The organism is Rhodocyclus gracilis (genome assembly GCF_009617575.1).
In the GTDB taxonomy this organism is placed as follows: domain Bacteria; phylum Pseudomonadota; class Gammaproteobacteria; order Burkholderiales; family Rhodocyclaceae; genus Rhodocyclus; species Rhodocyclus gracilis.
In genome coordinates this window covers 95,170-121,254 of the sequence record NZ_WIXJ01000007.1, presented here as the reverse complement: position 1 = coordinate 121,254, position 26,085 = coordinate 95,170, and the positions used below count along the sequence as shown (strand labels likewise).

Sequence of the window (26,085 nt, the reverse complement as noted above, 5' to 3'; positions counted from 1 at the left end):
TGCGAACGACCGCTGGGGAGTCGCCAAGTTGGTTAAGGCACCGGATTTTGATTCCGGTATTCGAAGGTTCGAATCCTTCTTCCCCAGCCATCCGAATTGCTTACGCCGGGCAGGTCTTCAAGCCTGCCCGTCTTCATTTTAGGCGCCGGATTCGCGGCGCCGGGAGCAGCGCGCAGTGGCCTACGACAGCCTGATGGTCTTCACCGGCAATGCCAACCCGAAGCTGGCTGCCGATGTCGCCAAGCGACTCAACATTTCGCTCGGTCGAGCCAATGTTGGGCGTTTTTCCGATGGTGAAGTGAGTGTCGAGATTCACGAACACGTTCGCGGCAAGGACGTTTTCGTTCTCCAGTCGACCTGCGCGCCGGCCAACGAAAACCTGATGGAGTTGCTGGTCCTCGTCGACGCTCTGAAGCGCGCGTCGGCCGGCCGCATCACCGCGGCGGTTCCCTACTTCGGTTACGCCCGGCAGGATCGCCGCCCGCGCTCGGCGCGTGTGCCGATCGCCGCCAAGCTGGTGGCCGACCTGCTTACCGCCGCCGGCGTGCACCGCATGCTGACGATGGACCTGCATGCCGACCAGATTCAAGGCTTCTTCAACATCCCGGTCGATAACATCTACTCGTTGCCGATCCTGCTGGCTGATGTGTGGAAGCGTAACTTCCCCGATCTCATGGTCGTCTCGCCTGACGTCGGTGGCGTCGTCCGTGCCCGCGCGCTGGCCAAGCGCCTCGAGTGCGATCTGGCGATCATCGACAAGCGCCGGCCGAAGGCCAATGTGTCGGAAGTGATGAACATCATCGGCGAGGTGGATGGCCGTACCTGCGTGCTGATGGACGACATGGTCGATACCGCCGGCACGCTGTGCAAGGCCGCCTCGGCGCTCAAGGAGCGCGGCGCCAAGCGCGTGCTCGCCTACTGTACGCACCCGGTGTTGTCGGGGGCGGCGGTCGAACGCATCAACGCGTCCGATCTCGACGAACTGGTCGTGACCGACACCATTCCGCTGCGTCTTGATGCGCAGGCGTGTCCGCGTATCCGCCAGCTGTCGGTGGCCGATGTGCTGGCCGAAACGATTCGCCGCATCAGCAACGAGGACTCGGTGTCCTCCCTGTTTATCGAGTAGTGAGCGCTCGGCGGTTGTCCGCGGCTAACGCGGGCGTCCGGCGGTTCTCGCTGCTCCCAATCCCCGCCTGGTCGCGGGCGGGTTGTTTCATCACCAGGAGCTGTCATGAAATTTGAACTGAACGCGCAAGTTCGCACTGTGCGGGGGTCCGGAGCGAGCCGCCGCCTGCGCCGTGCTGAAAAAGTCCCGGCCGTCGTCTACGGCGGTTCTGCGCCGGCCGTAGCGATCGAACTCGATCACAACCAGATCCTCCTCGCGCTGCGCAAGGAAGCCTTCCACTCGTCCGTGCTGACGCTCGTCATCGACGGCGTTGCCGAGCCGGTGCTGCTGCGTGACTCGCAAGTCCACGCCTACAAGCCGCGTGTTCTGCACGTCGACTTCCTGCGTATCGACGCGACGCACGAAATTCACCAGAAGGTGCCGCTGCACTTCGTTAACGCCGACCAGGCGCCGGGCGTCAAGCTCGCCGGTGGCAGCGTTTCGCACGTGCTGAGCGAAGTCGAAGTCGTTTGCCTGCCGAAGGATCTGCCCGAATTCATCGAGGTCGATCTGAAGGATCTGGCGGCAGGCCACTCGATCCACGTCTCGCAACTCGTTCTCCCGGCTGGCGTTCGTGTACTGACGCACGGCGACGACGGCGTCGTTGCCCTGATCCAGCTGAAGAAGGGTGGCGCGGCGGCGGCTGAAGAAGGCGAAGCTGCGGGCGAGCAAGCCGCACCTGCGGCCTGAGTTTCACGCCGATGAGAGGCCGTCGTCCGGCGCCTGAGTGCGCCTGCGGCGGCCTTTTTTATTGTGGCGAACGCCTGACCGCCCAAGCTGCGATGCAAAGTGGGTGTGGCGTGCGCTGTGTTCTCCGTCTGTGTGCGATATCCGTCCTGACATGAGTGAGCCCCGTCTGATCGTCGGCCTTGGCAACCCCGGCGCCGATTACGCCGACACCCGGCATAACGTCGGCTTCTGGTTCGTCGACCGGCTGGCTGCTGAACTGCGCGCCGCGCTGGCGCCGCAGGGCCGCTTTTTCGGCACGGTCGGTCGCGCCGGCGAGCGCTGGTTATTGCAGCCGGCGACGTTCATGAATCGCTCGGGGCAGTCGGTTGCCGCACTGGCCCAGTTTTATCGCATCCCGGCCGAAGAAATCCTCGTCGTGCACGACGATCTGGATTTGCCACCCGGCAGCATCCGCCTCAAAAAAGGCGGTGGCAATGGTGGACATAACGGCCTCAAGGACATCCAGGCGCGGCTGGGCACGGCTGATTTTTGGCGTCTGCGGCTGGGTATCGGCCACCCCGGCGAGCGCGATGCCGTTGCCGGCTACGTGCTCAAGGCGCCGCGCCGCGAAGAGCGCGAAATGATCGATGCTGCGCTGGATCGCTGCCTCATCGCCTGGCCGCAACTGGCCGCCGGCGACACGGCCGCCGCGCAGCGTATCCTCCACGTCAAGCCCCCACAGGAATCTCTCCCATGAGCCTCAAATGCGGAATCGTCGGCCTGCCCAACGTCGGCAAGTCCACGCTGTTCAATGCGCTGACCAAGGCCGGCATCCAGGCCGAGAACTACCCGTTCTGCACCATCGAGCCGAACGTCGGCATCGTCGAAGTGCCGGATCCGCGTCTGGCGCAGCTCTCGGCGATCGTCAAGCCGCAGAAGATCCAGCCGGCGATCGTCGAGTTCGTCGACATCGCCGGACTGGTCGCCGGCGCGTCGAAGGGCGAGGGCCTCGGCAACCAGTTCCTCGCCAACATCCGCGAAACCGATGCCGTGGTGCACGTGGTGCGCTGCTTTGCCGACGATAACGTGATCCACGTGTCCGGCAGCGTCGATCCGATCCGCGACATCGAGACGATCGACACCGAACTCGCGCTCGCCGACATGACGACGGTCGAGAAGGCGATCAACCGCTACAAGCGTCCGGCCGCTTCGGGCGACAAGGAAGCGAAGACCCTCGTCGCCGTGCTCGAGAAGTGTTTCGCCCAGCTCGATCAGGGCAAGCCGGTGCGCGGCCTCAAGCTGGCGAAGGAAGAGTGGGCGAGTCTGCGGCCTCTCTGCCTGATCACCGCCAAGCCGGTGCTCTATGCCGCCAACGTCGCCGAAGATGGTTTCACCAATAATCCGTTGCTCGATGCGGTGCGTGCGCATGCGGCGGCAGAAGGCGCCGAAGTGGTTGCGCTGTGTGCCTCGATCGAAGCCGAAATCGCCGATCTCGACGACGCCGACAAGCTCGAATTCCTCGAGTCGATGGGCCTCACCGAGCCCGGCCTCGACCGCCTGATCCGCACCGGCTATCACCTGCTCGGCCTGCAGACCTACTTCACCGCCGGCGTCAAGGAAGTGCGCGCGTGGACCATCCACAAGGGCGACACCGCGCCGCAGGCGGCCGCCGTCATCCACACCGACTTCGAGCGTGGTTTCATCCGTGCGCAGACGATCGCTTTCGACGACTTCATCGCCTTCAAGGGCGAGGCGGGTGCGAAGGAAGCCGGCAAGATGCGCGCCGAAGGCAAGGAATACGTCGTGCGCGACGGCGACGTGCTGAACTTCCTGTTCAACGTCTAAGTTCGACGCCTCCGGGGGCGTCGCCCCGCTCCCGGAGTGTGTCGCGAGCGCTCATGCCTGTCGTGACTTCCCCCGTCTATCGCGGGCGCTTTGCGCCTTCGCCGAGTGGCGCGCTGCATTTTGGTTCGCTGGTCGCGGCGGTTGGCAGTTACCTCGACGCGCGGGCAGCGGGCGGCGAGTGGTTGCTGCGCATCGAAGACATCGACGCGCCGCGCAGTTTGCCGGGCGCGGCGGACGCCATCGTGCGTACGCTGGCCGGTTTCGGCTTCGTCTGGGACGGCGAGGTTCTGGTGCAGAGCCGGCGCGTCGACCGCTATCACGCGGCGCTGGTTGCCTTGCAACTCGATGGCGACGTTTATCCGTGCGCCTGCTCCCGCAGCGAAATCGCCGATTCGTCGGTGGCGCAGTCGGTGGATGGCGGGCGCGTTTATCCGGGGACGTGTCGTTCCGGCCTCGCCGCGGGGCGTGCAGCGCGCGCCTGGCGCATGCGCGTGCCGGCGCAGGAGGTCGGCTTTATGGATCGCGTGCAGGGCGCTTACGCGCAACAACTGGAGCGAGATGTTGGCGACTTCGTCTTGTTGCGCGCGGACGGGCAGTTTGCGTATCAACTGGCAGTGGTCGTCGACGATGCTGACCAGGGCGTCACTGCGGTTGTGCGTGGCGCTGATCTTTTGGCGTCGACGCCGCGCCAGATCTGGCTGCAGCAACGCCTCGGCGTGCCGACGCTGACTTACGCGCATCTGCCGGTGGCGACCGATGTGCACGGACAAAAGCTCTCCAAGCAGTCGCTGGCGAGGCCCGTCGATTGCGCGGGCGGCGCTGCCGTGCTGGCCGAGGTGATGGCCTTTCTCGGTCAGCCGGTGCCGGCGGCCCTGCACGGCGCGCCCTTGTCCGAATTCTGGGCCTGGGCGGTGGCGCACTGGTCGATGGCGCGCGTACCGGCGCAGCAGACACGCGTCGCCGAGTGAGATGCGCCGCCGCGCCGCCAAGGTCTTACGTGCGGCGCACCCTGTCCAAGCTACCTCACAGATACGGGTCGAACAGGCGGCCAATGTCGATGCGCGCGCGCAGACGCGAGGCGAGCAGGAAGACGCCGGCGAATTTGCGTTGCAAAAGCATGATGTCGGCCGGCGGTGCGCCGGGGAATCCCTGCTCGCGGTACTGGTCGCGACCGTTGGCATAGACGCGTCCGAAGAGATCGGAGTTGCCGAAATCGTAGCGCCCGTGTGTGCGCAGCGGTTCGCCCGAAAGCAGGACGATATCGACCACGCCATTCGCTTGCGCGTCGCTATCTTCTGCACCAATGAAGCCGAGCGCAGCGGCCGCGTCGCGGATGCGCGGACGGTCTTCGGCACGCAGCGCCCGTGCCATTTCGCGCAGGATGTCGACGACCGGTTCGGCAATCGCCTGCGTCGCGCCAAAGTCGAGCAGCGAGATGCGGTCGCTGGCGCTGTCGTAGAGGTAATTGGCGAAATTCGGGTCGGTCTGCATGAGCCGGAATTCGAAGAGTTCGCGTAGCGCGAGACGCGTCAGCGCCTCGGCGACCCGATCCCGCAGCGCTTGCGAGTGCGCGCCGCTCATCAGCTGATCGATGGATTCGCCGGCGGCGAAGTCGGTCGCCAGAATGCGCGGCGTCGACAGGTCAGCGTAGAGCGCCGGCACATGCAGCAGGGGGTCGTCGCCCAGTTGCGCGCGATAGGCGGTGAGCGAGGCCGCTTCCGTGACGTAGTCGGTCTCTTCGTAGAGTTGCTGGCGCACGCGCTCCAGCAGCGGCGCCACGTCCCAGCCGGGCGGCACCAGTCCCGGCAGTCGCGTCAGCAGGGCGATGTTGGCGATGTCGCTGTCGATGCTGTCGCGGACGCCGGGGTACTGAATCTTGATCGCCAGCGTCCGTCCGTCGGCGGTTTCGGCGCGGTGCACCTGGCCGATTGACGCGGCGGCAATCGGGTTGAAAGAAAAGCGGCGGAAACGGCTTTCCCAGCCGCTGCCCCATTCTTCTTCCAGTACCGTCGCGAGTTGCGGTAGCGGCATGACGTGCGCGCTGTCGCGCAGGCCGGCGAGCAGTTGCGCGAATTCGGGCGGCAGCACGTCCTTGCCGTCCATCGACATCAGCTGGCCGACTTTCATGGCGGCGCCGCGCATCTTCGAGAGCCGGTCGGCGAGGCGGCGGGCGTTGTCCGGCGTCAGCATCAGCTGGCTGAGCTGCGGACGTTCGCCGCGCGCGAGCTGGGCGATGCCATCAGCGGCGGCGGAGACGGCCATTTCGCCGACGGCGCGGCCCAGATGCAAAAAGCGCTGGCGGCGTCCGCGCGGGACGGGCGCGCTGGCGCGTGTGTCGTCGTCGGTCATGGTGAGGTTTTCCCGAAATGAGTGGCGCGTCGCGGTGCGGGTGTTGGCGGTGTGGGTAGCACAGCGGCGGCGAAAGGGGCGGAGTTTGCCATCAGAGCTCCCATGTGGGGGCGCTCACCCGGCGGCAACAGGGGCTGGGTGTGAGAATTCATGCGCGAGGCGCGCGAGAGCGTCTGGCGGGGCGACGACCGAAGCCGGACAAGCCAACCGCCAGACTGATGAGGGCGTACGCGAGGTGTCGCCACTGGCGGGCGAGCCAACGGCGTTTCCGCCAATGCGCGGCCGGCAACTCGCCAGCGTCCTCGCGCATGGCGCGGCTGAGTTGTGCACGTAGTTCGCTGGCAAAAGCCGGATCGTGCACGACGAGGTTGGCTTCACGCGCAGCCAGCAGGCTGAAGGGATCGATGTTGGAGGATCCCACCGTTGCCCAGTCCGTATCGATGACAGCGACTTTGGCGTGCAGGAAACCGCGCTGGTAGAGGTGAATGCGCACGCCGCTGGCGAGCAGATCGTCGTAGAGCGATTGCGTCGCGTAATGCAGCAGACAGAATTCGACGTGCCCTTGCAGCAGGAGGCTGACACGTACGCCACGCGCCGCCGCCGCACGCAGCGCGCGCAGGAAGCGTGGTGTCGGCAGGAAGTAGGCGTTGGCGATAAGGATGTCGTCGCGGGCGGCGGCAATGGCGTCGAGATAGGCGTTTTCGATGGCGCGGCGATGCCGCAGATTATCGCGGACGACGAGCGCCGCGCGTTGTCCGCCGCACGGCAAGGCGGTGAGCTTTTGGGGGCGAGGCGCGTGTTGTCGCAGGCTTGTCCAGGAGACGGCCCGCCAGAGTCGCCAGAGCGCGTCGTCGATGTCGGCAAGCAGCGGCCCCTCGACGCGCACCGCAAAGTCGAAACGCGGCGCCGTTTGGTGCGGCGTATCGAGATCGTCGATGACGTTGATGCCGCCGATGAAGGCGATGTGGCCGTCAATCAGCGCGAGCTTGCGGTGCATCCGGCGCAGACGCTGCCGGTTGAGCGAGAAGCGAGCGATTTCGGGGCGATAGGCCAGCACAGCACCACCGGCGGTGGAGATGTGCTCTGTCAGTGCGGGCAATGAGTCGCGCGCGCCAAAGCCGTCGACCAGCAAGCGCACCCGTATGCCACGCCGGGCGGCGCGGGCGAGCGCAGCGGCGATCTCGCGTCCCGTTGCGTCGTCGGCAAACAGGTAGCTTTCAAGGTGGACATCCTGACTGGCGGCGTCGATGGCGGCGCGCAGCGCCGGGAAATACTCGCCCCCGCAGGTGAGCAGTGTGAGGCGGTTGCCGCCGGCGAAGTTAAGGTGCATCGCGCGTACCCGCCGGTGCGTCGCGCACCAGCTCGGCCGAGAGCGCGGCGTGGTCGGAAAGGTGTATGCCCGGTGCCGCGAAGTGCAGCGTCGCCGCCTTGACCGAAAAGCCGCGCACGTAGATGCGGTCGAGGCGCAAGAGGGGTAGGCCGGCGGGGAAGCTGCGTACCGGCGGTGTCGATCGCTGCTGCCCGCGGTCGCGGTCAGTATCCTGCGTGACGGCGGCGAAGACTTCGCGCAGACCGAGGCGTCGGGCAAGGATGGCGTCGGCGCGATTGCGCCAGTCGTTGAAGTCGCCGGCCACGATCAGCGGCGCGTCGGCCGCGATGGCGGTTTCGATGTGTTCGGCAAGCGCGTTCATCTGCCGTTGCCGCGAATGGCCGAACAGCGACAGATGCACGCACACGCAGTGCACGGCCTCGCCGCCGCTGGCCCCCGGCGTCGCCGGCAGACGCACCGTGCAATGCAGGAGCCCCCGCCGCTCGAAGCGCCAGTGCGTGACGTCCTGATTGTGGATGTCCGTCATCGGCAGACGCGCGAGGATGGCATTGCCGTGATGGCCGCGCGGGTAGCTGACATTGCGACCGTAGGCGATCTGCGGCCAGACGTCCTCGGCGAGGAATTCGGCCTGCGCCAGCGCCGGCCAGTGCGCGAGACGCGCGGCGTGGCCGTGGTGCTCGCCTTGCACTTCCTGCAGAAAAACGATGTCGGCGTCGAGCTTGCGCAATTGCTGGCGCAGCTCGTGCACCGTCATGCGCCGGTTGAGCGCGGAAAAACCCTTGTGAATATTGAAGGTGGCGATGCGCAGATCATTCGCCATGGTCGTCGGCGTCTCAGGAGACGGCGAGCATCCGCTCGAGCGCCGTTCTGGCGTTACCGGCGTCGCGCGCGGAAACACGGATGCGGTTCACGACCCGCCCCTCGGCGAGGTTTTCCAGTGTCCACGCCAGATGCTGCGGGTCGATGCGCTGCATGGTCGAGCACATGCAGACGATCGGCGACATGAACTCGACGATCTTGCCCTCGCTCTTCACCTCTTCAGCCAGGCGGCTCACGAGATTGAGTTCGGTGCCGACCAGCCAGCGCGTGCCGGGGGCGGCTTCCTTGATCGTGCGCACGATCAGTTCGGTCGAGCCGACATGGTCGGACGCCGAGCACACCTCGAAACTGCATTCCGGGTGCGAGATGACGATGCCGTCCGGATGCGCGGCGCGGAAGCGCGCGATGTGCTGCGGCTGGAACATCTGGTGCACCGAACAGTGGCCCTTCCACAGCAGCACGCGCGCGCGGCGGATCTGCTCGGGTGTCAGCCCGCCGAGTTCGAGGTCGGGGTCCCACACCGGCATTTCGTCGAGCGGAATGCCCATCTGCGCGCCGGTCCAGCGTCCGAGGTGCTGGTCGGGGAAGAACAGCACCTTCGGCCGTTGCGCGAAGGCCCACTCGGCGATCTTGCCGGCGTTCGACGAGGTGCACACGATGCCGCCACGTTCGCCGCAGAAGGCCTTCAGATCGGCCGCCGAATTGATGTAAGTGACCGGCGTTACTTCGGCGCCGACGTCGATCACGCTCGCCAGTTCGCGCCAGCAGCGCTCTACCTTGGCCAGATTGGCCATGTCGGCCATCGAGCAGCCGGCGGCGAGGTCGGGGAGGATGGCGATCTGCTCGGGACGCGACATGATGTCGGCGACTTCGGCCATGAAATGCACGCCGCAGAAGACGATGTACTCGGCGTCGGTCTGCGCGGCGAGGCGTGAGAGCTTGAGCGAATCGCCGGTGAGGTCGGCGTACTGGTAGATGTCGGCGCGCTGGTAGTGGTGACAGAGCAGCGCGGCACGCTTGCCGAGCCGCGCCCGTGCGGCGCGAATACGGGCGTGCGCCGCGGCGTCGTCGAGTTGGTTGAATTCGTCGAAGCCGTGGGCGGGGGAGAGGATGGCAGTGTGCATGTCGTCGGGGGTAGGAGCGAAAGCGGGCGAAAAGTGGGGCGGTGGTTGGGTATAAATGAGCGAGGATGAGCGCGAGTGATCGCGTCATCAGGACTTCGGGCGAGAGAACGGCGTCGTCAGCGAGGGCGTCGGCGTTTACTCGAAGGGCTCGGAACTGGCGCGGCTAGCTGCTCCAAGGCAGGCCGGCCAGCCGCCAGCCGCCGACCTTGCCGCGCTGGCCGCGTGCATCGACATCGCCCTCGAAGCCTTCGAGCACATTGTAGGAGTTGTTGAAACCGGCCTGCGTGGCGGCTATCGCCGCTTTGTGCGAGCGGGCGCCGCTGCGGCAGATGAAAAGCAGCAGGTCGCCGGCTTCGGCCTGCTGGCGCAGTTGCTGGAGGAAGTAGGGATTGAGCGCGCTGTCCGGGTAGCTCAGCCATTCGATGTCGATGGCGCCGGGGATGCGGCCGACCCAGTCGCGTTCGGCGCGCGTGCGCACGTCGATCAGCTTGGCGCCGGGCGCACTCGTCCACAGCGCATAGGCTTCCGCTGGCGTCAGCGCGCCGGCGTAAGGCAAATCGTATTCAGCGCGGCGGGTTTCGGCCAGATTGAGGATGTCGGTCAGTGTTCCCATGGTGGTGTCTCCTCCGTCGTCGGATAGGCGAGTATAAACCCGGATGAATTCGCTGAATTCGTCGCCGGGGCGGCGATTGGCGCGCCAAGGCGGCGGCCACCTGCGGCAGTCGCGCACCAGGAAGGGGAGCGGTCTTTGTTAATAACGCACCGATATGGTGCGTTTGCGTGTAACGGCGCCGCTTTTTGGTGCGCGGTAGTACTGCCCGTCTGGCAATGACTTTATGGCACAATGGCTGATCAGCTGCTAAGGACTGGCATGTTTTCTGCTAACAAGTTCCGCGCTGGTTCAACAAACAATCGCTTTTGACTACTCGCCGGGGCGACCGGTACCTGCTCAGGAGATTTCGCACATGGCAGCAAGCCCGCAAGACGTTATCAATCTGGTCAAGGAAAACGACGTCAAGTTCGTCGATTTCCGTTTTACCGACACTCGCGGCAAGGAGCAGCATGTCTCCGTGCCGGTCAGCGCTTTCGACGAGGACAAGTTCGAGTCGGGCCACGCTTTCGACGGTTCGTCGATCGCCGGCTGGAAGGGTATTCAAGCCTCCGACATGCTGCTGATGCCTGATCCTGAAACCGCGTTCATCGATCCGTTCATGGACGAAACGACGCTGGTCATCTCCTGTGACGTCGTCGATCCGGCAGACGGCCGTGGTTACGATCGCGACCCGCGCTCGATCGCCAAGCGCGCTGAAGCCTACCTGAAGTCCACGGGTATCGGCGACACGGCTTTCTTCGGCCCGGAACCCGAATTCTTCATCTTCGACTCCGTCGAGTGGAATGTCGACATGTCCGGCGCCTACTCCAAGATCTTCTCCGAAGAAGCAGCCTGGTCGTCTGGCGAAAAGTTCGACAACGGCAACACCGGTCACCGTCCGACGGTCAAGGGCGGCTACTTCCCCGTCCCGCCGGTCGATTCGCTGCATGACGTCCGTTCTGCCATGTGTCTGGCTCTGGAAGCCTGTGGCGTGCCGGTTGAAGTGCATCACCACGAAGTCGCGACCGCGGGTCAGTGCGAAATCGGCACCAAGTTCGCTTCGCTGGTTCGCCGCGCTGACTGGACGCAAGTGCTGAAGTACATCGTGCACAATGTCGCACACCAATACGGCAAGACGGCAACCTTCATGCCGAAGCCGATCGTTGGCGACAACGGTTCGGGCATGCACGTGCACCAGTCGATCTGGAAGGACGGCAAGAACCTGTTCGCAGGCAACGGCTACGCCGGTCTGTCCGAGTACGCGCTGTACTACATTGGCGGCATCATCAAGCACGCTCGTGCGCTGAACGCCATCACCAACCCGGGCACCAACTCCTACAAGCGTCTGGTTCCCGGCTTCGAAGCGCCGGTCAAGCTCGCCTACTCGGCGAAGAACCGCTCCGCTTCGATCCGCGTTCCGTACGTTACGTCCGACAAGGCGCGTCGTATCGAAGTCCGCTTCCCGGATCCCATCGCCAACCCGTATCTGGCCTTCTCGGCCATGATGATGGCCGGCCTCGACGGCATCCAGAACAAGATTCACCCCGGCGACGCTGCCGACAAGAATCTGTACGACCTGCCGCCGGAAGAAGACGCGAAGATCCCGACCGTCTGCTCCAGCCTCGAACAGGCGCTGGAATACCTCGACAAAGACCGTGAGTTCCTGACGCGCGGCGGTGTCTTCTCCAACGAATGGATCGATGCCTACATCGCCCTGAAGATGGAAGAAGTAACCCGCTTCCGCATGACGACTCACCCGGTCGAGTTCGATATGTACTACAGCTGCTAAGTCGTTCGCAGCCGGCACGATAAAAAAGGACGGGCTTGCCCGTCCTTTTTTTTGCCCCTCCTTGGTCGCGGCGAGTGGTTGCGGCTGTCAGGGTGGTGCAATATCTGCCTGTCAGAATTCCAACGTGATGACGATGACCCTGCGCGCACTGCTGCCCTTGCTTGCCCTTGCGACCCTGCCGGCCCACGCCGATATCTACAGGTGCATCGACGACGACCAGTATGTGACGTACTCCAACGTCCAGTCGCGCCACTGCAAAAAACTCAATCTCGAATCACAGGCCGCGCCCGCCGCCGCGCCCGCCGCTGCCGCTGCTCCGGCGCGTGTGGCGCCCCGCACACCGACGCCCGCCAACTTCCCGCGCGTCGATGCCGACGCGCAGCGTGCGCGCGATGCCGACCGTCGCCACATTCTCGACAGCGAACTGCTCGCCGAGCAGAAAAATCTCCAGCAGGCGCAAAAAGACCTGGCCGACCTGCCGCTGCGCGGAGTGGGCGAAGCTGGCGCGGGGCGTGCGAACGAGCGCGCGCAAGCCGTGCGCGAACGCGTCGCGCTGCACGAGCGCAACATCGAAGCGCTGCGCAAGGAACTGGCGAAATTGCGCTGAGGCCCGGGCGCAGAGGCGCTTTCTTCCGGGTTCGCGCACACCGCGCGTTCCCTCTTAATGATCAGGTACGCATGACGGCATGAATGAGTTTTCTGGCAATCCCTTTGGTGGTCTGGATCTGTTGTCTTCGTCGGTCCTCGTGCTCGACGACCGCTTGTCGATCCTCTTTCTCAATCCGGCGGCCGAACACTTCTTTGCCGCCAGCAGCAAGGCGCTTGTCGGGCGTTCGCTGACCGACATCGCGGCCTGGTCGCCCACCCTGCAGCAGGCGCTCGACAGCGCCCTGCAACGCGGCTGGAGCTATACCGGGCAGAGCATCGAGCTGCGCCGCGCTGACGGCGAGCCGATGCGCGTCAATTGCACGGTGACGCCGACGGAAGTGCATGGAGCGCGCCTGCTGCTGGAGTTGTGGCCGATCGAGCAGCAGCTGAAAGCCAGCCGCGAAGAACAGCTGATCCAGCAGCAGCAGGCCAATCGCGAACTGATCCGCAATCTGGCGCACGAGATCAAGAATCCGCTCGGTGGCTTGCGCGGCGCGGCGCAATTGCTGGAGCACGAACTCAATAATCCGGCGTTGCGCGAGTACACGCAGATCATCATCAAGGAAGCCGACCGCTTGCAGGATCTGATGCAGCGACTGCTCTCGCCGCAACGCACAATGCAGCCGTCGCCGATCAACATTCACGAGATCCTCGAACGGGTGCGCAGCCTCCTCACCGCCGAATTTCCGCAAACGCTGACGGTGCGTCGCGATTACGATACGAGTCTGCCGGAGCTGGTGGCCGACCGCGAACAGCTGATTCAGGTGGTGCTCAATGTGGCGCGTAACGCCGCGCAAGCCGTCATCAGTACCGGGCGCAGCGACGGCGAAATCATCCTGCGCACGCGCGCGGCGCGACAGGTGACGCTGGTCAAGCGCCGTCACCGCCTGGCGCTGGAGATTCAGGTGCTCGACAACGGTCCGGGGATTCCGGTCGATATCCGCGAGCGCATGTTCTACCCGCTCGTTTCCGGGCGGGAAGGTGGCAGCGGGTTGGGGCTGACGCTGGCGCAGAGCTTCATCCAGCAACATCTGGGTACCATCGACTGCGAGAGTCGCCCCGGCTTTACCTGTTTCACGATCCGTCTGCCGCTGGCGGGCAGCAATGCGTAAGCGCCTGGCCGGCCATTCAGTACATGGCGTGCTAATTGCTAGGCTTCGGCAACTCCATTCATGTGGCGAGAGGAAGCAATGAAACCGGTCTGGATCGTTGACGACGATAGGTCGATCCGTTGGGTACTCGAAAAAACGCTGTCGCGCGAACAGATCCCCTTTCTCAGCTTTGCCTCGGCGAGCGAAGCGCTGACGCGCCTCGATACGGGGCACGAGCCGCCGCAGGTGCTGGTGTCGGACATCCGCATGCCCGGCCGTTCCGGACTCGATCTCCTGCAACAGGTCAAGGAGCGCTTCCCGGCGCTGCCGGTCATCATCATGACTGCGTATTCCGATCTGGAGAGCGCTGTCGCCGCCTTCCAGGGCGGGGCGTTTGAATATCTGCCGAAGCCTTTCGATGTCGATCAGGCGCTCGAACTGATTCGCCGCGCCATCACCGAAAGTTCGCGGCAAAGCGGCAGCCCCGAAGAAATCAGCCTGACGCCCGAAATCCTCGGTCAGGCACCGGCCATGCAGGAAGTGTTTCGCGCCATCGGTCGCCTCTCGCAGTCGCATGCGACGGTGCTGATTACCGGCGAGTCGGGCTCCGGCAAGGAACTCGTCGCGCGTGCCCTGCACCGCCACAGCCCGCGCGCGCAGCATCCCTTCATCGCCATCAACACGGCAGCGATCCCCAAGGAATTGCTCGAATCCGAGCTGTTCGGTCACGAGCGGGGTGCGTTCACCGGCGCCGCCGTACAGCGGCGCGGGCGTTTCGAGCAGGCCGAGGGCGGCACGCTCTTCCTCGACGAAATCGGCGACATGCCTGCCGAGTTGCAGACGCGTCTGCTGCGCGTCCTCTCCGACGGCCACTACTATCGCGTCGGTGGTCATTCGCCCCTGAAGGCCAGCGTGCGCGTCATTGCCGCCACGCACCAGAACCTCGAAGCGCGCGTGCGCGACGGACTGTTCCGCGAGGATCTGTTTCACCGGATCAACGTCATTCGCGTGCGTCTGCCGAGCCTGCGTGAGCGGCGTGAGGATATTCCGATTCTCGCCCGCCACTTTTTGCAAAAGAGCGCGCAGGAGTTGGGCGGCGACAGCAAGCGCCTGTCGGAAGCCGCGTTGCGCCATCTGTGTGCGCTCGATTTCCCCGGCAACGTGCGGCAGCTGGAAAACCTCTGCCACTGGCTGACCGTCATGGCGCCGGGGCAGACCGTCGAGGTCGCCGATCTGCCGCCAGAGTTGCGCGATTGCGTGACGGAGCCTTCCGCGACGGACTGGGAGTCGGCCTTGTCGCAGGAAGTCGACCGCATGCTGGCAAACGGTGGTGGCGATGTGCACGAAAAACTGACGCAGCGCTTTGAGCGCCTGTTGATCGCCCGTGCCCTGATGTCGACCGGTGGTCGGCGCATCGAGGCGGCGCAGGCGCTTGGTATCGGTCGCAACACCATCACGCGCAAGATTCAGGAACTCAAGCTCGACACCTCGCGCGCCACCGACACGGAAACCGCCGGCGAGGCCTGAGTTCGCGGCGGCGGGCGGTTTTATCAGCCCGTGGTGGGGCAGCAACGGCGGTTTTCGCCATGCGCTGCGGTCGGCGCACGTCTGGCATACGAATCCGGGCGCGAACGCGCCAATATCGGGGATAATGGCCGCCGTTTGAACTTCGCCCCGGCGCTGCCGGATCGTCCCCGATTCTGGATCTGACCCCTTCCGCTGTCATGAGCGATTGCCTGATCGACCCCGTTCGTCTGTCCGCACTGCTTGGCGCGGGGCGTGGACGCTTCGACGTCGTGGCGCTGCCCGAATGCGATTCGACCAACGCCGTGCTGCTCCAGCAATCGGCCAGCGCGCCTTCCGGACGAGTCATCGTCGCCGACCGGCAGACTGCCGGTCGCGGCCGGCGCGGGCGGGTCTGGCATAGCGCTCCCGCCGATACCCTGACGTTTTCGCTGCTCTGGCGTTTGGCCAACGAGCCGGCGCGCATCGCCGGTCTGTCGCTGGCGGTCGGTGTGGCTGTGGCGCAGGCGCTGGAGCACTGCGGTGTCGCGGGCGTTGCTCTCAAGTGGCCGAACGACGTGCTGCTCGGTGCGTCGGGCGCCGGCAAGCTGGGCGGCATCCTGATCGAGTTGGCGAGCGACCGTGCTGCCACCGCCGCCATCATCGGCATCGGCCTCAATCTGCATCAGCCACCCGCGGCGGACGGCTTCGGCCTGCCGGCCGCGGCGCTCGACGCCGCCGGGCCGGTGCCGGAACGGCATGTCTTGCTGGCGGCTTTGCTGGATGCGCTGGCGTGCACGCTTGACCGCTTTGTCGCCGGCGGCTTCGCGGCCGTACGCGATGACTGGCAGTCGCGCCACGTCTGGCAGGAGAGGCCGGTACGTTTGCTGGGCGATAGCACGACAACCGACTCGGCGGTGGTCGAAGGGCGCTGCCTTGGCGCCGACAGCGACGGCGCCTTGCTGCTGGCCCTGCCGGACGGCCGCATCGAGCGCTATCTGGTCGGCGACGTGTCGCTGCGCGCCGCATGATTCTCGCCATCGACGCGGGCAACAGCCGCATCAAATGGGGCGTCTGGCATGACGACGCCTGGCAGGCGCAGGGCGCGCTCGCGCTTGCTGAGGCAGCGTCTCTTGCCGAGCTGATCGAGCCGTGGCCGGCACCTTCCCGCATCGTCATCTGCAACGTCGCCGGAGCTGCCGTCGATGCGAGCCTGCGCCTCGCATTGGGCGAGCGGCTGGCGCAAGCGCGCTGGCTGCGCCCGGGCGCGCGGCAGTGCGGCGTCGTCAATCGCTACCAGTCGCCGGAACGTCTCGGCGCCGACCGTTGGGCGGCGCTGATCGGCGCGCGGGCGCGTGTCACGGGCGCATGTCTCGTCGTCTGCGCCGGTACGGCGACGACGGTTGATCTTCTGGATGCCGAGGGCGTGTTTCAGGGCGGGCTGATTCTGCCTGGCCTCGATCTGATGCGGCGTTCGCTCGCCGATGCCACCGCCTTGCTGCCCTTCGCCGACGGCGAATTCTGCGAACAGCCGCGGCGCACGGAGGATGCGATCGTCTCCGGCTGTCTGCACGCGCAGGCGGGCGCCGTCGAGCGCCTTTACCGGCAGTTGCCGGAAGGTTCGCCGTGCCTGCTCTCCGGCGGTTCGGCGCCGGCGCTGGCGGCACGTCTTGCGCTGCCGGTGTGGCGGATCGACAATCTGGTGCTCGAAGGTTTGTTGCGCTTTGCCGCTGAGGATGTGGCGGTCTAGGGAGTCGTGGCCGCCGTTGGTATCGTTGCTGTGGGGCGAAGCGTGGAGTGTTGGCCGGCGCGATACCGTGCGTTTGCCGGAAGTTGCCGCTGTTTTTCTATAAAAACTGAGAATTCAGGGAGATTGAATGGAATCGCTGCGTTTTGTTCTCGACGCGTCGGAAATCCCGACGCACTGGTACAACGTCGTCGCCGACATGCCGACGCCGCCGGCGCCGCCCCTGGGGCCGAATGGCTTGCCGGTGCCGGTCGAGCAAATGGCGGCGATCTTCCCGATGAATATTCTCGAGCAGGAGATGTCGGCCGAGCGCTGGATTCCGATCCCGCAGGAAGTGCGCGAGATCTACCGCCTGTGGCGGCCGTCGCCGCTCTGTCGCGCGCGGCGCCTTGAAGAAGCGCTCGGTACGCCGGCGCGCATCTACTACAAGAACGAAGGCGTCTCGCCGGCCGGGTCGCACAAGCCCAATTCGGCGGTGCCGCAGGCCTTCTACAACCGGCAGGCGGGGATTCGCCGGCTGACCACCGAAACCGGCGCCGGCCAGTGGGGCTCGTCGATCGCCTTTGCCGGGCAGATGTTCGGCATCGACGTGCGCGTCTTCATGGTCAAGGTCAGCTACGACCAGAAGCCCTTCCGCCGCTCGATGATGCAGACCTGGGGCGCCGAAGTGCTGGCCAGCCCGTCGGCGCTGACGCAGACCGGCCGCGATGCGCTGGCGCACGATCCGCAGAGCAACGGCTCGCTCGGTCTGGCGATCTCGGAAGCCGTCGAGGAGGCCGCCGGCCGCGCCGATACCAATTACGCGCTCGGCTCGGTTCTGAATCACGTGCTGCTGCACCAGACGATCATCGGCCTTGAGGCCAAGAAGCAGTTCGAGAAGGCCGGCGACTGGCCCGACATGGTGTTCGGCCCCTGTGGCGGCGGTTCGTCCTTCGGCGGCATCGCCTTCCCCTTCCTCGCCGACAAGGCTGCCGGCAAGACGCCGAACCTGCGCCTCGTCGCCGTCGAGCCGGCTTCCTGCCCGTCGCTGACGCGTGGCGCCTATGCCTACGACTTTGGCGACGCGTCGGGCTTCACGCCCATCATGAAGATGTACACGCTCGGCCACGATTTCATGCCGCCGGGGATTCATGCTGGCGGTTTGCGCTACCACGGTGCTTCGCCGCTCGTTTCGCAGCTTTATCACGAGGGATTGATCGAAGCGCTGGCGGTGCCGCAAGTCGGTACGTTTGAGGCGGGCGTCATGTTCGCGCGCGCCGAAGGCATCATTCCGGCGCCGGAATCGAGCCACGCCGTGCGTGCAACCATCGACGAGGCCTTGCGCTGCAAGGAAACGGGCGAGGCCAAGACGCTCTTCTTCAATCTCACCGGCCACGGCCACTTCGACATGGCGTCCTACGACCGCTATCTCTCCGGCCAGCTGGAAAACTATGACTACCCGGCCGAGGCAATTGCCGCGTCGCTGGCACATTTGCCGAAGGTCGGCTAAGAGAGACGCCATGCGCGCACTGGTCTTCGTTCTCGTTTTTGCCAATCTGCTGCTGTTTGCCTGGGCGCAGGGTTACTTCGGCACGCCCGAATCGCCCGATGGCCGGCGTCTGCAACAGCAGTTGAATGCCGAGAAACTGTCGATTGTGCCGCGCGACGCGTCGGCCACCGCCAGCGCTGAAGCAACGTCGCCTTCGCCTTCCGCATCGGCGGAGAAGGCCGAACCGACGGCTGCAGGCGACGCCGGAAAGGCCGACGCCCGTCCCTCCGCCGTGGAGAAGGCTAGCGACAAAGCCGCCGACAAGCGCCCCGAAGTCATCGCGCCGGGCGCTGTCGTGACTGCCCCGGCGAAGAGCGAGGCGGCAAAGCCCGTCGCCGACAAGACGCCGATGAAAGCCCCCGAAAAAGCGGCGCCTGAGTCCGACAAGGACGCCTCCCGCACGGTTAGCAAGGCGCCAGTCGCGGCGGCGGCCAATGTTGCTGCTGCGCCGCCGGTGGCGGACGCGGCCAAGGCAGCAGGGCGTTGCCTGCGCTGGGGCGAACTCGCGGCCAGCGACGCCGAGCGCCTCGAACGTCTGGCCGGCGAGCGTTTCCCCAGTGCGCAGATCAAGCGGACGGCCGGCGCGAGCGTGCCGGCGGGCTGGTGGGTTTACATCCCGCCGCTTGCCAGCCGTGCGGAAGCTGAGCGCAAGGCGAACGAGTTGAAACGCCTCGAAGCTCCGGAGCTTTTCGTCATTCTCGATCCCGGCCCCAATCGCTATGCCATCTCGCTTGGCTTGTTCTCCAGCGAAGAGGCGGCCAATGATCGCCTGAACGCCTTGCGTGCCAAAGGCGTGCGTACGGCGCGTGTCGGCGAGCGCGGGGCGCTGGTGCGCCCGGCGACGCTACAGGTGCAGGTGGCCGACGCGCAGGCCGGCGCCTTGCGGCAGGCGGCGGCGCAGTGGCTTCCTGCGGCGCATCCGGGCCCGTGTCAGGTGGCGCGATGAGCTTCATTGTTGGACTGACGGGGGGTATCGGCAGTGGCAAGAGCGCGGTGGCCGATTGCTTCGCCGCACGCGGAGTGCCGATCATCGACACCGACCTCATCGCGCATGCGCTGACGGCGGCCAATGGCGCGGCGATGCCGGCAATCGTGCGGGCGTTTGGCGAATCGGTGGTGCGTGCCGACGGCGCGCTCGACCGGCCGGCGATGCGGGCGCTCGTCTTCGCCGATCGCGCGGCGCGGGCGCGTCTTGAGGCGATCCTGCATCCGTTGATTCGTGCCGAGAGCGACGCTCGCTGCGCCGCCGAAACGCAGGCGCCCTATCTCATAGTCGTCGTGCCGCTGCTCGTCGAATCAGGTGTCTGGCAACGTCGGGTGGATCGCGTTCTGCTCGTCGATTGCGAGGAGGTGACGCAAATCCGCCGTGTCGTCGCGCGCAGCCATCTGTCGCCCGACGAAGTGCGCGCGATCATCGCCGCGCAGGCGTCGCGGGCGCGGCGGCTGGCGGCGGCCGATGACGTTTTACATAACGACGGTGACCTGGCCGAGATCGATCCGCGCGTCGAAACTCTGCATCAGCGCTTTCTCGAGGTTGCGGGCGCGAAACTTGCAGCGCAGCGTTGAGCTTTTCGCGTAAACAGTTCAGAATTCGGGCACTTTCCGCGAGACTGGCGACGGCTGCGTGATTACTTACGAATATCCTTTCAACGAACGCATACGCACATTGCTGCGTCTGGAGGATTTGTTCGACAAGTCTGCGCATTTCATGCAGAACGACGGTGCCCTGGAGCACCACGTTGCGCTGGTGACCTTGTTTGAAATCCTCGAAGTTGCCGGTCGCGCCGATCTCAAGCTCGATCTGATTCAGGAGCTGGAGCGGCAGCGTCAGACCCTGATCGCTTATCGCAACAATCCCGACATCTCCGAGGAAGCCCTGTCCGGCGCCTTGTACGAGATCGAGCAGGCATCGGCGGCGCTCCTGTCGATGACCGGCAAGATCGGTCAGCATCTGCGCGAGAACGACTGGCTGATGAGCATTCGCAGCCGGGCGGCGATTCCCGGCGGTGTCTGCGAATTCGATTTGCCGTCTTACCACTTCTGGTTGAACCAGACGGCCGAGCAGCGGCGTCGTGCGCTCGATGCCTGGATCAAGCCGCTCTTGCCTTTGCGCGACGGTCTGGTGATCGTTTTGCGCCTGCTGCGTGCCAGCGGCCATCCGGAAGAAAACGTCGCCAAGGGCGGCGCCTTTCAGTTGATGCTGGGCGGCAGCACGACGCAGATGGTGCGTGTCTCGGTGAAGCTCAGCGACGCCTATGTGCCGGAAATCAGCGCCAACAAATACGCGCTGAACATCCGCTTCGCCCGCGCCGACGGCGACCATCGTCCGCGCCCCTGCGACAGCGATGTCGACTTCGATCTGACCTTCTGTAACCTGTAATCAGGCAGCGTGGCCGCCGCCCTAGCTGTCGAGGCGCCTGCTACGCACTGTTGGTGAGGTTTCCGCTGCATCTGCGCGCCGATTCTCCGCCCCGTTTCTTCTAACTCGGTTTTCCTTCCCGGTTCCGCTTTGCCCCGCTGCACGCCAGCAGTCGCCAACTCGCGCCGGGTATTCCCCCGCGCCTTCCTCTCGCCCCTTCTTCCTCGTATCTTGCCTGCCGCTACCTCCCGCCCGTCAGCGATGACCGGGCGGGTAGGGCTTGCCGCGGTGTGCAGCGCAGTTACGAGTATTGCGGCGCGAAGCTTTCGTCGGCGTTGGCAAGCGGGCCCTGTTCGCCCCAGTAGGGCGAAATCTTGCGCAGTTGGGCGATGATCGGCGGGATGGCGGCGATGACGCGGTCGATTTCGGCTTCCGTCGTGAAGCGCGAAAGCGAGAAGCGCGTCGTGCCGTGCGCGGCGGTGTAGGGAATGCCCATGGCGCGCATGACGTGCGACGGTTCGAGCGAGCCGGAGGTGCAGGCCGAGCCGGACGAGGCGGCGATCCCGAGTTTATTCAGCAGCAGCAGGATGGCTTCGCCTTCGATGAATTCGAAGGCGATGTTGCTGGTGTTGGGGAGCCGGTTGCTGATGTCGCCGGTGACGAAGGCGTTCGACACCTGCGCCAGAATGCCCGCTTCCAGACGGTCGCGCAGGCGGCGCACCGTGCTGTTTTCGGTAGCAATCGCGTTTTTTGCCAGCGCGGCGGCGACGCCGAGACCGACGATCGAGGCGGTGTTTTCGGTGCCGGCGCGTCGGCCACGTTCCTGGTGCCCGCCGCGCAGGAAGGGGCGAAAGCGCGTGCCGCGGCGCAGATAGAGCACGCCGATGCCTTTCGGTGCGTGCAGCTTGTGGCCGGAGAGCGACAGCATGTCGATCTGCGTGCGCTTGAGATCCATCGGCAGTTTGCCGACGGCCTGCACGGCGTCGGTGTGAAACTGGGCGCCGGCCGCGTGTGCCAGTTCGGCCATGGCCTCGACCGGGAACAGCGTTCCCGTCTCGTTGTTCGCCCACATCACCGAGACGATGGCGGTGCGCGGACCGAGCGCGGCGCGGTATGCGTCGAGGTCGAGGCGGCCGCGCTTGTCGACGCCGAGACGCGTGACGACGTAGCCGTCTTTTTCCAGCTGTTCGCAGAGGGCGAGGATCGCCGGGTGCTCGACGACGGTGGTGATGATCTGGTTGCGCTCCGGCTGCGCGCGCAGTGCCGACAGGATGGCCGTCGAGTCGGATTCGGTGCCGCACGAGGTGAAGATGATTTCCGAGTCGTGTTCGGCGCCAAGCAGCGCCTGCACGCTTTCGCGCGCGCCCTTGATGGCCAGGCCGACCTTGTTGCCAAAACTGTGCATCGACGAGGGGTTGCCGAACTGCTCGGTGAAATACGGCAGCATGGCCGCGACGACCGCCGGATCGCAGGCGGTCGTCGCGTTGTTGTCGAGATAGATCGGTGTCATGACAGCGCCCGTCCGAGCATGCTGGCCGGCAGGAGGCGGACGAATTCGCCGAGCTCCTCGACCAGACGGGTCTGGATGCCGTTCAGCGTCGACGCTTCGAGCATGCAGCCCTGGCAGGCGCCTTTCAGATTGACGTAGATGTTCTTGCCGTCGACTTCGACGATCTCGATGTCGCCGTGATCGCGTTGCAGCATCGGGCGGATCGACTCGACGGTTTCCTCGATCTTGCGCATGCGCTGAAAGTTGGTCAGGCGGGCCGTTGGAGCCGGGCTCGCCGCGCTGGCGGCGACCGGCGCCGGCTCGCAGCGTTTGGTTTCGGCGGTGGGCGCCGTGCAGCGTTCGGCCGCGACCTTGGCGAGGATCTCTTCGATGCCTTCGTGGCAGGAGGCGCAGCCGCCGCCGGCCTTGGTGTAATTGGACACCTGTTCGACGGTCGTCAGGCCGTTGGCGCGCACCACGTCCTCGATCAGGACCGAGTCGACGGCAAAGCACTTGCAGACCAGCGCGCCCTCGGCGTGGGCGTCTTGCCAGGCCTCGCCGCGATAGTTGGCGACGGCGGCTTGCAGGGCTTCGCGGCCCATCACCGAACAGTGCATTTTCTCTGGCGGCAAACCATCGAGAAAGTCGGCAATGTCCTGATTGCTGACGGTCAGGGCTTCGTCGAGCGTCTTGCCCTTGACCATTTCGGTCAGCGCCGACGAGGAGGCGATGGCCGAGCCGCAGCCGAAGGTCTGGAAGCTGGCGTCGAGAATGCGTTCGCTCGCCGGGTCGACCTTGAGCATCAGGCGCAGTGCGTCACCGCACTTGATCGAGCCGACATCGCCGACCGCATTGGCACCGTCGAGCAGACCGGCATTGCGCGGGTTGAAGAAGTGTTCGCGAACCTTGTCCGAGTAATCCCACATGATGATCTCCTTGAATCGCGAAAGGCGGCCGGCGGGTCAGCGCCGCGCCTGCCGGCGTTTCCTGCCTTCGCCCGCCGCGTGACGTGGCCGCGCTCAGGCGGCGACGAAGGTGAAGCAACTCTTCGGACAGGTACGTCCGCAGGCGCCGCAGCCGATGCAGTCTTGCGCATCCTTGACGCTCATCAGCGCCTTGGCGTCTTCGTCGTCCCAGTCGTCGTCCATGTCGTCGTCGCCACGATCGACGAGCGTCAGCACGTCGCGTGGGCAAACCTTGTAGCAGCGGCCGCAGCCGATGCAGTTCTTCGGGTTGATTGCATCTACGTAGAGAGGGGTCCAGGGGGTGCCGCCCCGCGTCACTGCGTTTGCCATGTCTTATCCTTTCTCGGAGGTATGGAGTGCATTGAGGGTTGCGACCGCGTCAGCCCAGGCCTTGCAGGCGTCGTAGGTGGCGCGGGAAATCTCGGGAAGCTCGGCGTAGGCCGCCGGCAGTCGGTCTTCGACCAGATCGTGCAGTTGTCCGGCCCACTCGGAGGCGATGCGCTTGAGGCGTTTCACGTCCTGCTCGCGCGCGCGGAGTTCGTCGTCGCTCATGGCGGACTCACATGCCGGCGACGTCGGCGTGTTCGCTGACGACCGACAGGGCGACGGCGAGAATCTTGTCGGCCTCGGTTTTCATCTTCGACAGGCTTTCGAAGCCGAAGCGGTGTACGTCGCGCAGCGTGCGGTCGCTGACGACGAGCTTGCCGACGGTGATCAGGGCGCGACCGAAACCTTCGTGCGACAGATGCACCAGCGGCACCGCCATCAGGCCGCATTCCTTTTCGATCAGCGTGGCGATGGCGTTGTAGAAGGCCTTGAGGCTGGCGACGGTCTGTTCATCCGGATCGCCGATCAGCGGAATCTGCGCCTTGCGTTCGCGCGTCAGGATCAGCGGCTCCAGAAGTTTCTCGACCGGCTGGCCGTCGTAGGTGCCGTAGCTGTCGAGCGCCCGCATCTGCCGGATCATCTCCTTGATGAAGTCGGTATCCAGAATGGGGTCGCGTTCGCGGGTGAGGGTGCTCATCGATGTTCTCCGGAGGTAAGCGGGGCGTCGGGTGGGAAGTGGTCAGGGCAGGTGGCGCATAGCGTGGCGAGAGTGTCGGGCGCGGCGTGGCATCATTCCTCCCATCTCTCGGCGGCCATGCGCTCAAAGCGGGCGCTGTCGCGGGCGCGGTGCACTGCCGTCGTGAGCCAGGGCACGCTGCCTTCGCGGATGGCGGCGCGCAGCTTTATGAGCAGGGCGTCGATGCTTTCTGCAGCGTCGAGGCGGACGGGGTGGATGCCGCGCGCCAGCAGCTGCCGCGCGGCCGAGCCGCCGACGGCGAGGCAGTAAACGGCGGCGCAGCCTTCGAGGGCGGCGATTTTGGTGGCGAGACGGCTCTCGCTATGTCCGCTGCCGCCACGGCCATTGTTGTCATGGCCAGCCTGCGGTGCCTCCTCGCCCACCGGTGCCGGGCACGCGGAGGTAAGTGGCTCTGCCGATTCGGAAAACTCGGCGACTTCGACGAGCCGTGCGTGTTCGCCGTCGATGGCGTACACGGCAAAGCCGCTGGCGGCGCCGAAGTGCTCGTTGGCCGAGGCACGGTCGGAAGTGGCGAAGGCGACCTTCAGCATGCTCGGCACGGCCTCAGTGGCAGACCAGGCGAGCTGGATCTTGCGCGCCGTCGTCACGGTAGATCGAGCGGTAGACGGGAATCTCATGGTGGTGCCCCAGGACAAGGTTCGCGAGGTCAAACAAGGCTTGCCGCGCGCCGCGGTAGCCGACCCAGACGCGGGCGTAGCCACCGACGAAGTCGTATTGCGGGAAACCGGCTCGCCACAGCGGAATGCCCAGCGACTGCGCGGTCGCGGCGGCGTGCGAGCTGGCGATGAGGATCTGCGCGTTGGCCTGCCGGGCGGCCTCTTCGAGGTCGGCAAGATCGCCAATGCGCACGCTCGCGCAGGGCATCTGCGCCAGGCCGTCGGCGCGGGTGGGCGCCACGGCGGCGACGATCTCGGCGCCGACGCCGCTGAGAAATCCGCCAAAGGCGAGCAGCGCGTCGGGGTCGAGTGCCAGTGCAATGCGCGTGAAGCCGGTCATGAAGTGGGTATCGACCATGGCGTCCTGCAATTGCGTCCGTTGCCGTTCGATCCGTTCGGGGACGGCGATGCCGGCGAGCGTCGCCAGCGCGTCGGTGAAGGCGTCGCAGGCATCGAGTCCGAGCAGGTGGTCAAAGCGCAGGTCGGGGACGCCCGTGCGTTCGCGCAGCAGGTCGGCGGCCCGAGCGAGCGAACGACCGATGACGAGCGTGGCGAGCGATTCGCCCAGGCTGTCAATGTCGCCGCGCGGGGTGCCGCCGAGTGTCAGGGGCGTGTTCTCGGCGTCGACGAGATGTCCGTCGAGCGAGTCGCCAAGGTCGGGCAGCAGCACGGCGCGCAGACCGAAGGACTCGATCCACTCGCGGATCTGCTCGAGATCGCCGGGCGTCAGCATCGACGAGGCCAGCACGTTGACCTGCCGGCGGCGCCCGACGCTGTTCGAGGCGGGCACCAGCGTGTCGATCATCGCTTCCACCGCTAGCGCGAAGCCGCTTTCGAGCGAGCCGACGTAGTCGGGCGTGTTGACCGGCACGATGGCGACGTGCGCGAACTGCGGGCAGGTCGTGCGAAAGCGCGTCACCAGCGAGTGAATATCGGTGCCTTGCGTTTCAGACAGGCCGGTCGTCGCCAGGCCGATCACCTGCGGCTGGCTTTTTTCGCACAGTGCTTTCAGTCCGGCGAGTACGTTCTCGTCGGCGTTCATGATCGTGCTGACGAGGTCCATCGCCGTCGTCTGTAGCGGGATCGGTTCGCGGAAATGGCGAACGAAGAAGACCTTGCCGAAGGCCGTACACCCTTGCGATCCGTGCAATAGCGGGATGGCATCGCGTAGCCCGAGAAACGCCAGCGCGGCCCCCATCGGCTGGCTGGCCTTCAGCGGGTTGACCGTCAGCGGCTTTGCTTTCTTTACGATCTCGGCCATGGTTGTTCGTCACACAAGGGTGGGTTGCTAGTGCTTTCGCAAGCACCATGCCAGGGGTTTAGTGCCTTTAAA

The 26,085-nt window shown here is 65.5% G+C and carries 27 protein-coding genes and 1 tRNA gene; 16 read left to right on the top strand and 12 right to left on the bottom strand.

The features are described from left to right. The first annotated feature begins 13 nt into the window (after positions 1-13). From GHK24_RS10595 to gluQRS, 6 genes are all read left to right on the top strand, one after another. Positions 14-90 (top strand) — tRNA-Gln (locus GHK24_RS10595). 85 nt (positions 91-175) lie between these two features. After that, positions 176-1,126, top strand: coding sequence for a ribose-phosphate pyrophosphokinase (locus tag GHK24_RS10590; protein ID WP_167682066.1), 951 nt, complete (start codon positions 176-178; stop codon positions 1,124-1,126). 105 nt (positions 1,127-1,231) lie between these two features. Further along, complete coding sequence (locus tag GHK24_RS10585) at positions 1,232-1,855, top strand: 50S ribosomal protein L25/general stress protein Ctc (protein ID WP_153472846.1); 624 nt, start codon at positions 1,232-1,234, stop codon at positions 1,853-1,855. 151 nt (positions 1,856-2,006) lie between these two features. After that, positions 2,007-2,591, top strand: a complete 585-nt coding sequence (pth, locus tag GHK24_RS10580; RefSeq protein ID WP_153472845.1) for an aminoacyl-tRNA hydrolase — start codon at positions 2,007-2,009, stop codon at positions 2,589-2,591. Further along, entirely contained in the window at positions 2,588-3,679 is a 1,092-nt protein-coding gene (ychF, locus tag GHK24_RS10575) for a redox-regulated ATPase YchF (protein ID WP_153472844.1), read from the top strand. The genes pth and ychF overlap by 4 nt, the downstream gene beginning before the upstream one ends. Before the next feature lie 53 nt (positions 3,680-3,732). Beyond that, entirely contained in the window at positions 3,733-4,647 is a 915-nt protein-coding gene (gene gluQRS / locus GHK24_RS10570) for a tRNA glutamyl-Q(34) synthetase GluQRS (RefSeq protein WP_153472843.1), read from the top strand. Positions 4,648-4,702: 55 nt separating this feature from the next. Here gluQRS and GHK24_RS10565 read toward each other — a convergent pair whose 3' ends face one another. From GHK24_RS10565 to GHK24_RS10545, 5 genes are all read right to left on the bottom strand, one after another. Beyond that, positions 4,703-6,028: an ABC1 kinase family protein gene (locus GHK24_RS10565; protein ID WP_153472842.1), complete on the bottom strand. Its 1,326-nt coding sequence runs from the start codon at positions 6,026-6,028 to the stop codon at positions 4,703-4,705. Between the two features lie 148 nt (positions 6,029-6,176). Next, on the bottom strand, positions 6,177-7,358 hold the full coding sequence (clsB, locus tag GHK24_RS10560; protein ID WP_153472841.1) for a cardiolipin synthase ClsB: 1,182 nt from the start codon (positions 7,356-7,358) through the stop codon (positions 6,177-6,179). Further along, positions 7,348-8,178: an endonuclease/exonuclease/phosphatase family protein gene (locus GHK24_RS10555; protein ID WP_153472840.1), complete on the bottom strand. Its 831-nt coding sequence runs from the start codon at positions 8,176-8,178 to the stop codon at positions 7,348-7,350. The genes clsB and GHK24_RS10555 overlap by 11 nt, the downstream gene beginning before the upstream one ends. Positions 8,179-8,191: 13 nt before the next feature. Continuing rightward, complete coding sequence (nadA, locus tag GHK24_RS10550) at positions 8,192-9,301, bottom strand: quinolinate synthase NadA (RefSeq protein ID WP_153472839.1); 1,110 nt, start codon at positions 9,299-9,301, stop codon at positions 8,192-8,194. 163 nt (positions 9,302-9,464) lie between these two features. Next, positions 9,465-9,914: a rhodanese-like domain-containing protein gene (locus tag GHK24_RS10545; RefSeq protein ID WP_153472838.1), complete on the bottom strand. Its 450-nt coding sequence runs from the start codon at positions 9,912-9,914 to the stop codon at positions 9,465-9,467. A gap of 352 nt (positions 9,915-10,266) precedes the next feature. Between GHK24_RS10545 and glnA the strand changes: the two genes are divergently transcribed. The 10 genes from glnA (at position 10,267) to zapD (ending at position 20,579) form a co-directional block, all read left to right on the top strand. Continuing rightward, positions 10,267-11,682: a type I glutamate--ammonia ligase gene (gene glnA, locus GHK24_RS10540; protein ID WP_153472837.1), complete on the top strand. Its 1,416-nt coding sequence runs from the start codon at positions 10,267-10,269 to the stop codon at positions 11,680-11,682. A gap of 127 nt (positions 11,683-11,809) precedes the next feature. After that, entirely contained in the window at positions 11,810-12,289 is a 480-nt protein-coding gene (locus tag GHK24_RS10535; protein ID WP_153472836.1) for a DUF4124 domain-containing protein, read from the top strand. 79 nt (positions 12,290-12,368) lie between these two features. Next, complete coding sequence (glnL, locus tag GHK24_RS10530; protein WP_153472835.1) at positions 12,369-13,442, top strand: nitrogen regulation protein NR(II); 1,074 nt, start codon at positions 12,369-12,371, stop codon at positions 13,440-13,442. A 78-nt stretch (positions 13,443-13,520) separates the two neighbouring features. Continuing rightward, entirely contained in the window at positions 13,521-14,948 is a 1,428-nt protein-coding gene (gene ntrC, locus GHK24_RS10525) for a nitrogen regulation protein NR(I) (RefSeq protein WP_153472834.1), read from the top strand. Between the two features lie 197 nt (positions 14,949-15,145). Continuing rightward, entirely contained in the window at positions 15,146-15,955 is an 810-nt protein-coding gene (locus GHK24_RS10520; protein ID WP_153472833.1) for a biotin--[acetyl-CoA-carboxylase] ligase, read from the top strand. Continuing rightward, on the top strand, positions 15,952-16,674 hold the full coding sequence (locus tag GHK24_RS10515) for a type III pantothenate kinase (RefSeq protein ID WP_153472832.1): 723 nt from the start codon (positions 15,952-15,954) through the stop codon (positions 16,672-16,674). Before GHK24_RS10520 ends, GHK24_RS10515 begins: the two co-directional genes overlap by 4 nt. A 127-nt stretch (positions 16,675-16,801) precedes the next feature. Next, positions 16,802-18,160, top strand: a complete 1,359-nt coding sequence (locus GHK24_RS10510) for a TrpB-like pyridoxal phosphate-dependent enzyme (protein WP_153472831.1) — start codon at positions 16,802-16,804, stop codon at positions 18,158-18,160. A gap of 10 nt (positions 18,161-18,170) precedes the next feature. Further along, on the top strand, positions 18,171-19,145 hold the full coding sequence (locus GHK24_RS10505; protein ID WP_194286413.1) for an SPOR domain-containing protein: 975 nt from the start codon (positions 18,171-18,173) through the stop codon (positions 19,143-19,145). Continuing rightward, entirely contained in the window at positions 19,142-19,765 is a 624-nt protein-coding gene (gene coaE, locus GHK24_RS10500; protein WP_153472829.1) for a dephospho-CoA kinase, read from the top strand. Before GHK24_RS10505 ends, coaE begins: the two co-directional genes overlap by 4 nt. A gap of 58 nt (positions 19,766-19,823) precedes the next feature. After that, the gene (gene zapD / locus GHK24_RS10495) at positions 19,824-20,579 is read left to right on the top strand and encodes a cell division protein ZapD (RefSeq protein WP_167682048.1); all 756 of its coding nucleotides are present in this window, start codon (positions 19,824-19,826) and stop codon (positions 20,577-20,579) included. A 280-nt stretch (positions 20,580-20,859) separates the two neighbouring features. On the opposite strand, the gene nifS is transcribed toward zapD, so the two are convergent. The 7 genes from nifS to nifN all read right to left on the bottom strand — a co-directional run bounded on the left by nifS (position 20,860) and on the right by nifN (position 26,013). Further along, on the bottom strand, positions 20,860-22,068 hold the full coding sequence (gene nifS, locus GHK24_RS10490) for a cysteine desulfurase NifS (RefSeq protein ID WP_153472828.1): 1,209 nt from the start codon (positions 22,066-22,068) through the stop codon (positions 20,860-20,862). Continuing rightward, positions 22,065-22,973 (bottom strand): Fe-S cluster assembly protein NifU, encoded by a 909-nt coding sequence (nifU, locus tag GHK24_RS10485; protein ID WP_153472827.1) that lies wholly within the window; start codon positions 22,971-22,973, stop codon positions 22,065-22,067. Before nifU ends, nifS begins: the two co-directional genes overlap by 4 nt. Positions 22,974-23,066: 93 nt before the next feature. Continuing rightward, complete coding sequence (gene fdxB / locus GHK24_RS10480) at positions 23,067-23,342, bottom strand: ferredoxin III, nif-specific (RefSeq protein ID WP_153472826.1); 276 nt, start codon at positions 23,340-23,342, stop codon at positions 23,067-23,069. Between the two features lie 3 nt (positions 23,343-23,345). Continuing rightward, complete coding sequence (locus GHK24_RS10475; RefSeq protein WP_153472825.1) at positions 23,346-23,564, bottom strand: CCE_0567 family metalloprotein; 219 nt, start codon at positions 23,562-23,564, stop codon at positions 23,346-23,348. A gap of 7 nt (positions 23,565-23,571) precedes the next feature. Further along, a complete protein-coding gene (locus GHK24_RS10470) occupies positions 23,572-24,036 on the bottom strand; it encodes a NifX-associated nitrogen fixation protein (RefSeq protein ID WP_153472824.1) in 465 nt (154 codons plus the stop codon). 92 nt (positions 24,037-24,128) lie between these two features. Then, a complete protein-coding gene (locus GHK24_RS10465; protein ID WP_153472823.1) occupies positions 24,129-24,626 on the bottom strand; it encodes a NifB/NifX family molybdenum-iron cluster-binding protein in 498 nt (165 codons plus the stop codon). A gap of 13 nt (positions 24,627-24,639) precedes the next feature. Next, a complete protein-coding gene (gene nifN, locus GHK24_RS10460; protein ID WP_153472822.1) occupies positions 24,640-26,013 on the bottom strand; it encodes a nitrogenase iron-molybdenum cofactor biosynthesis protein NifN in 1,374 nt (457 codons plus the stop codon). Positions 26,014-26,085 lie beyond the last annotated feature (72 nt).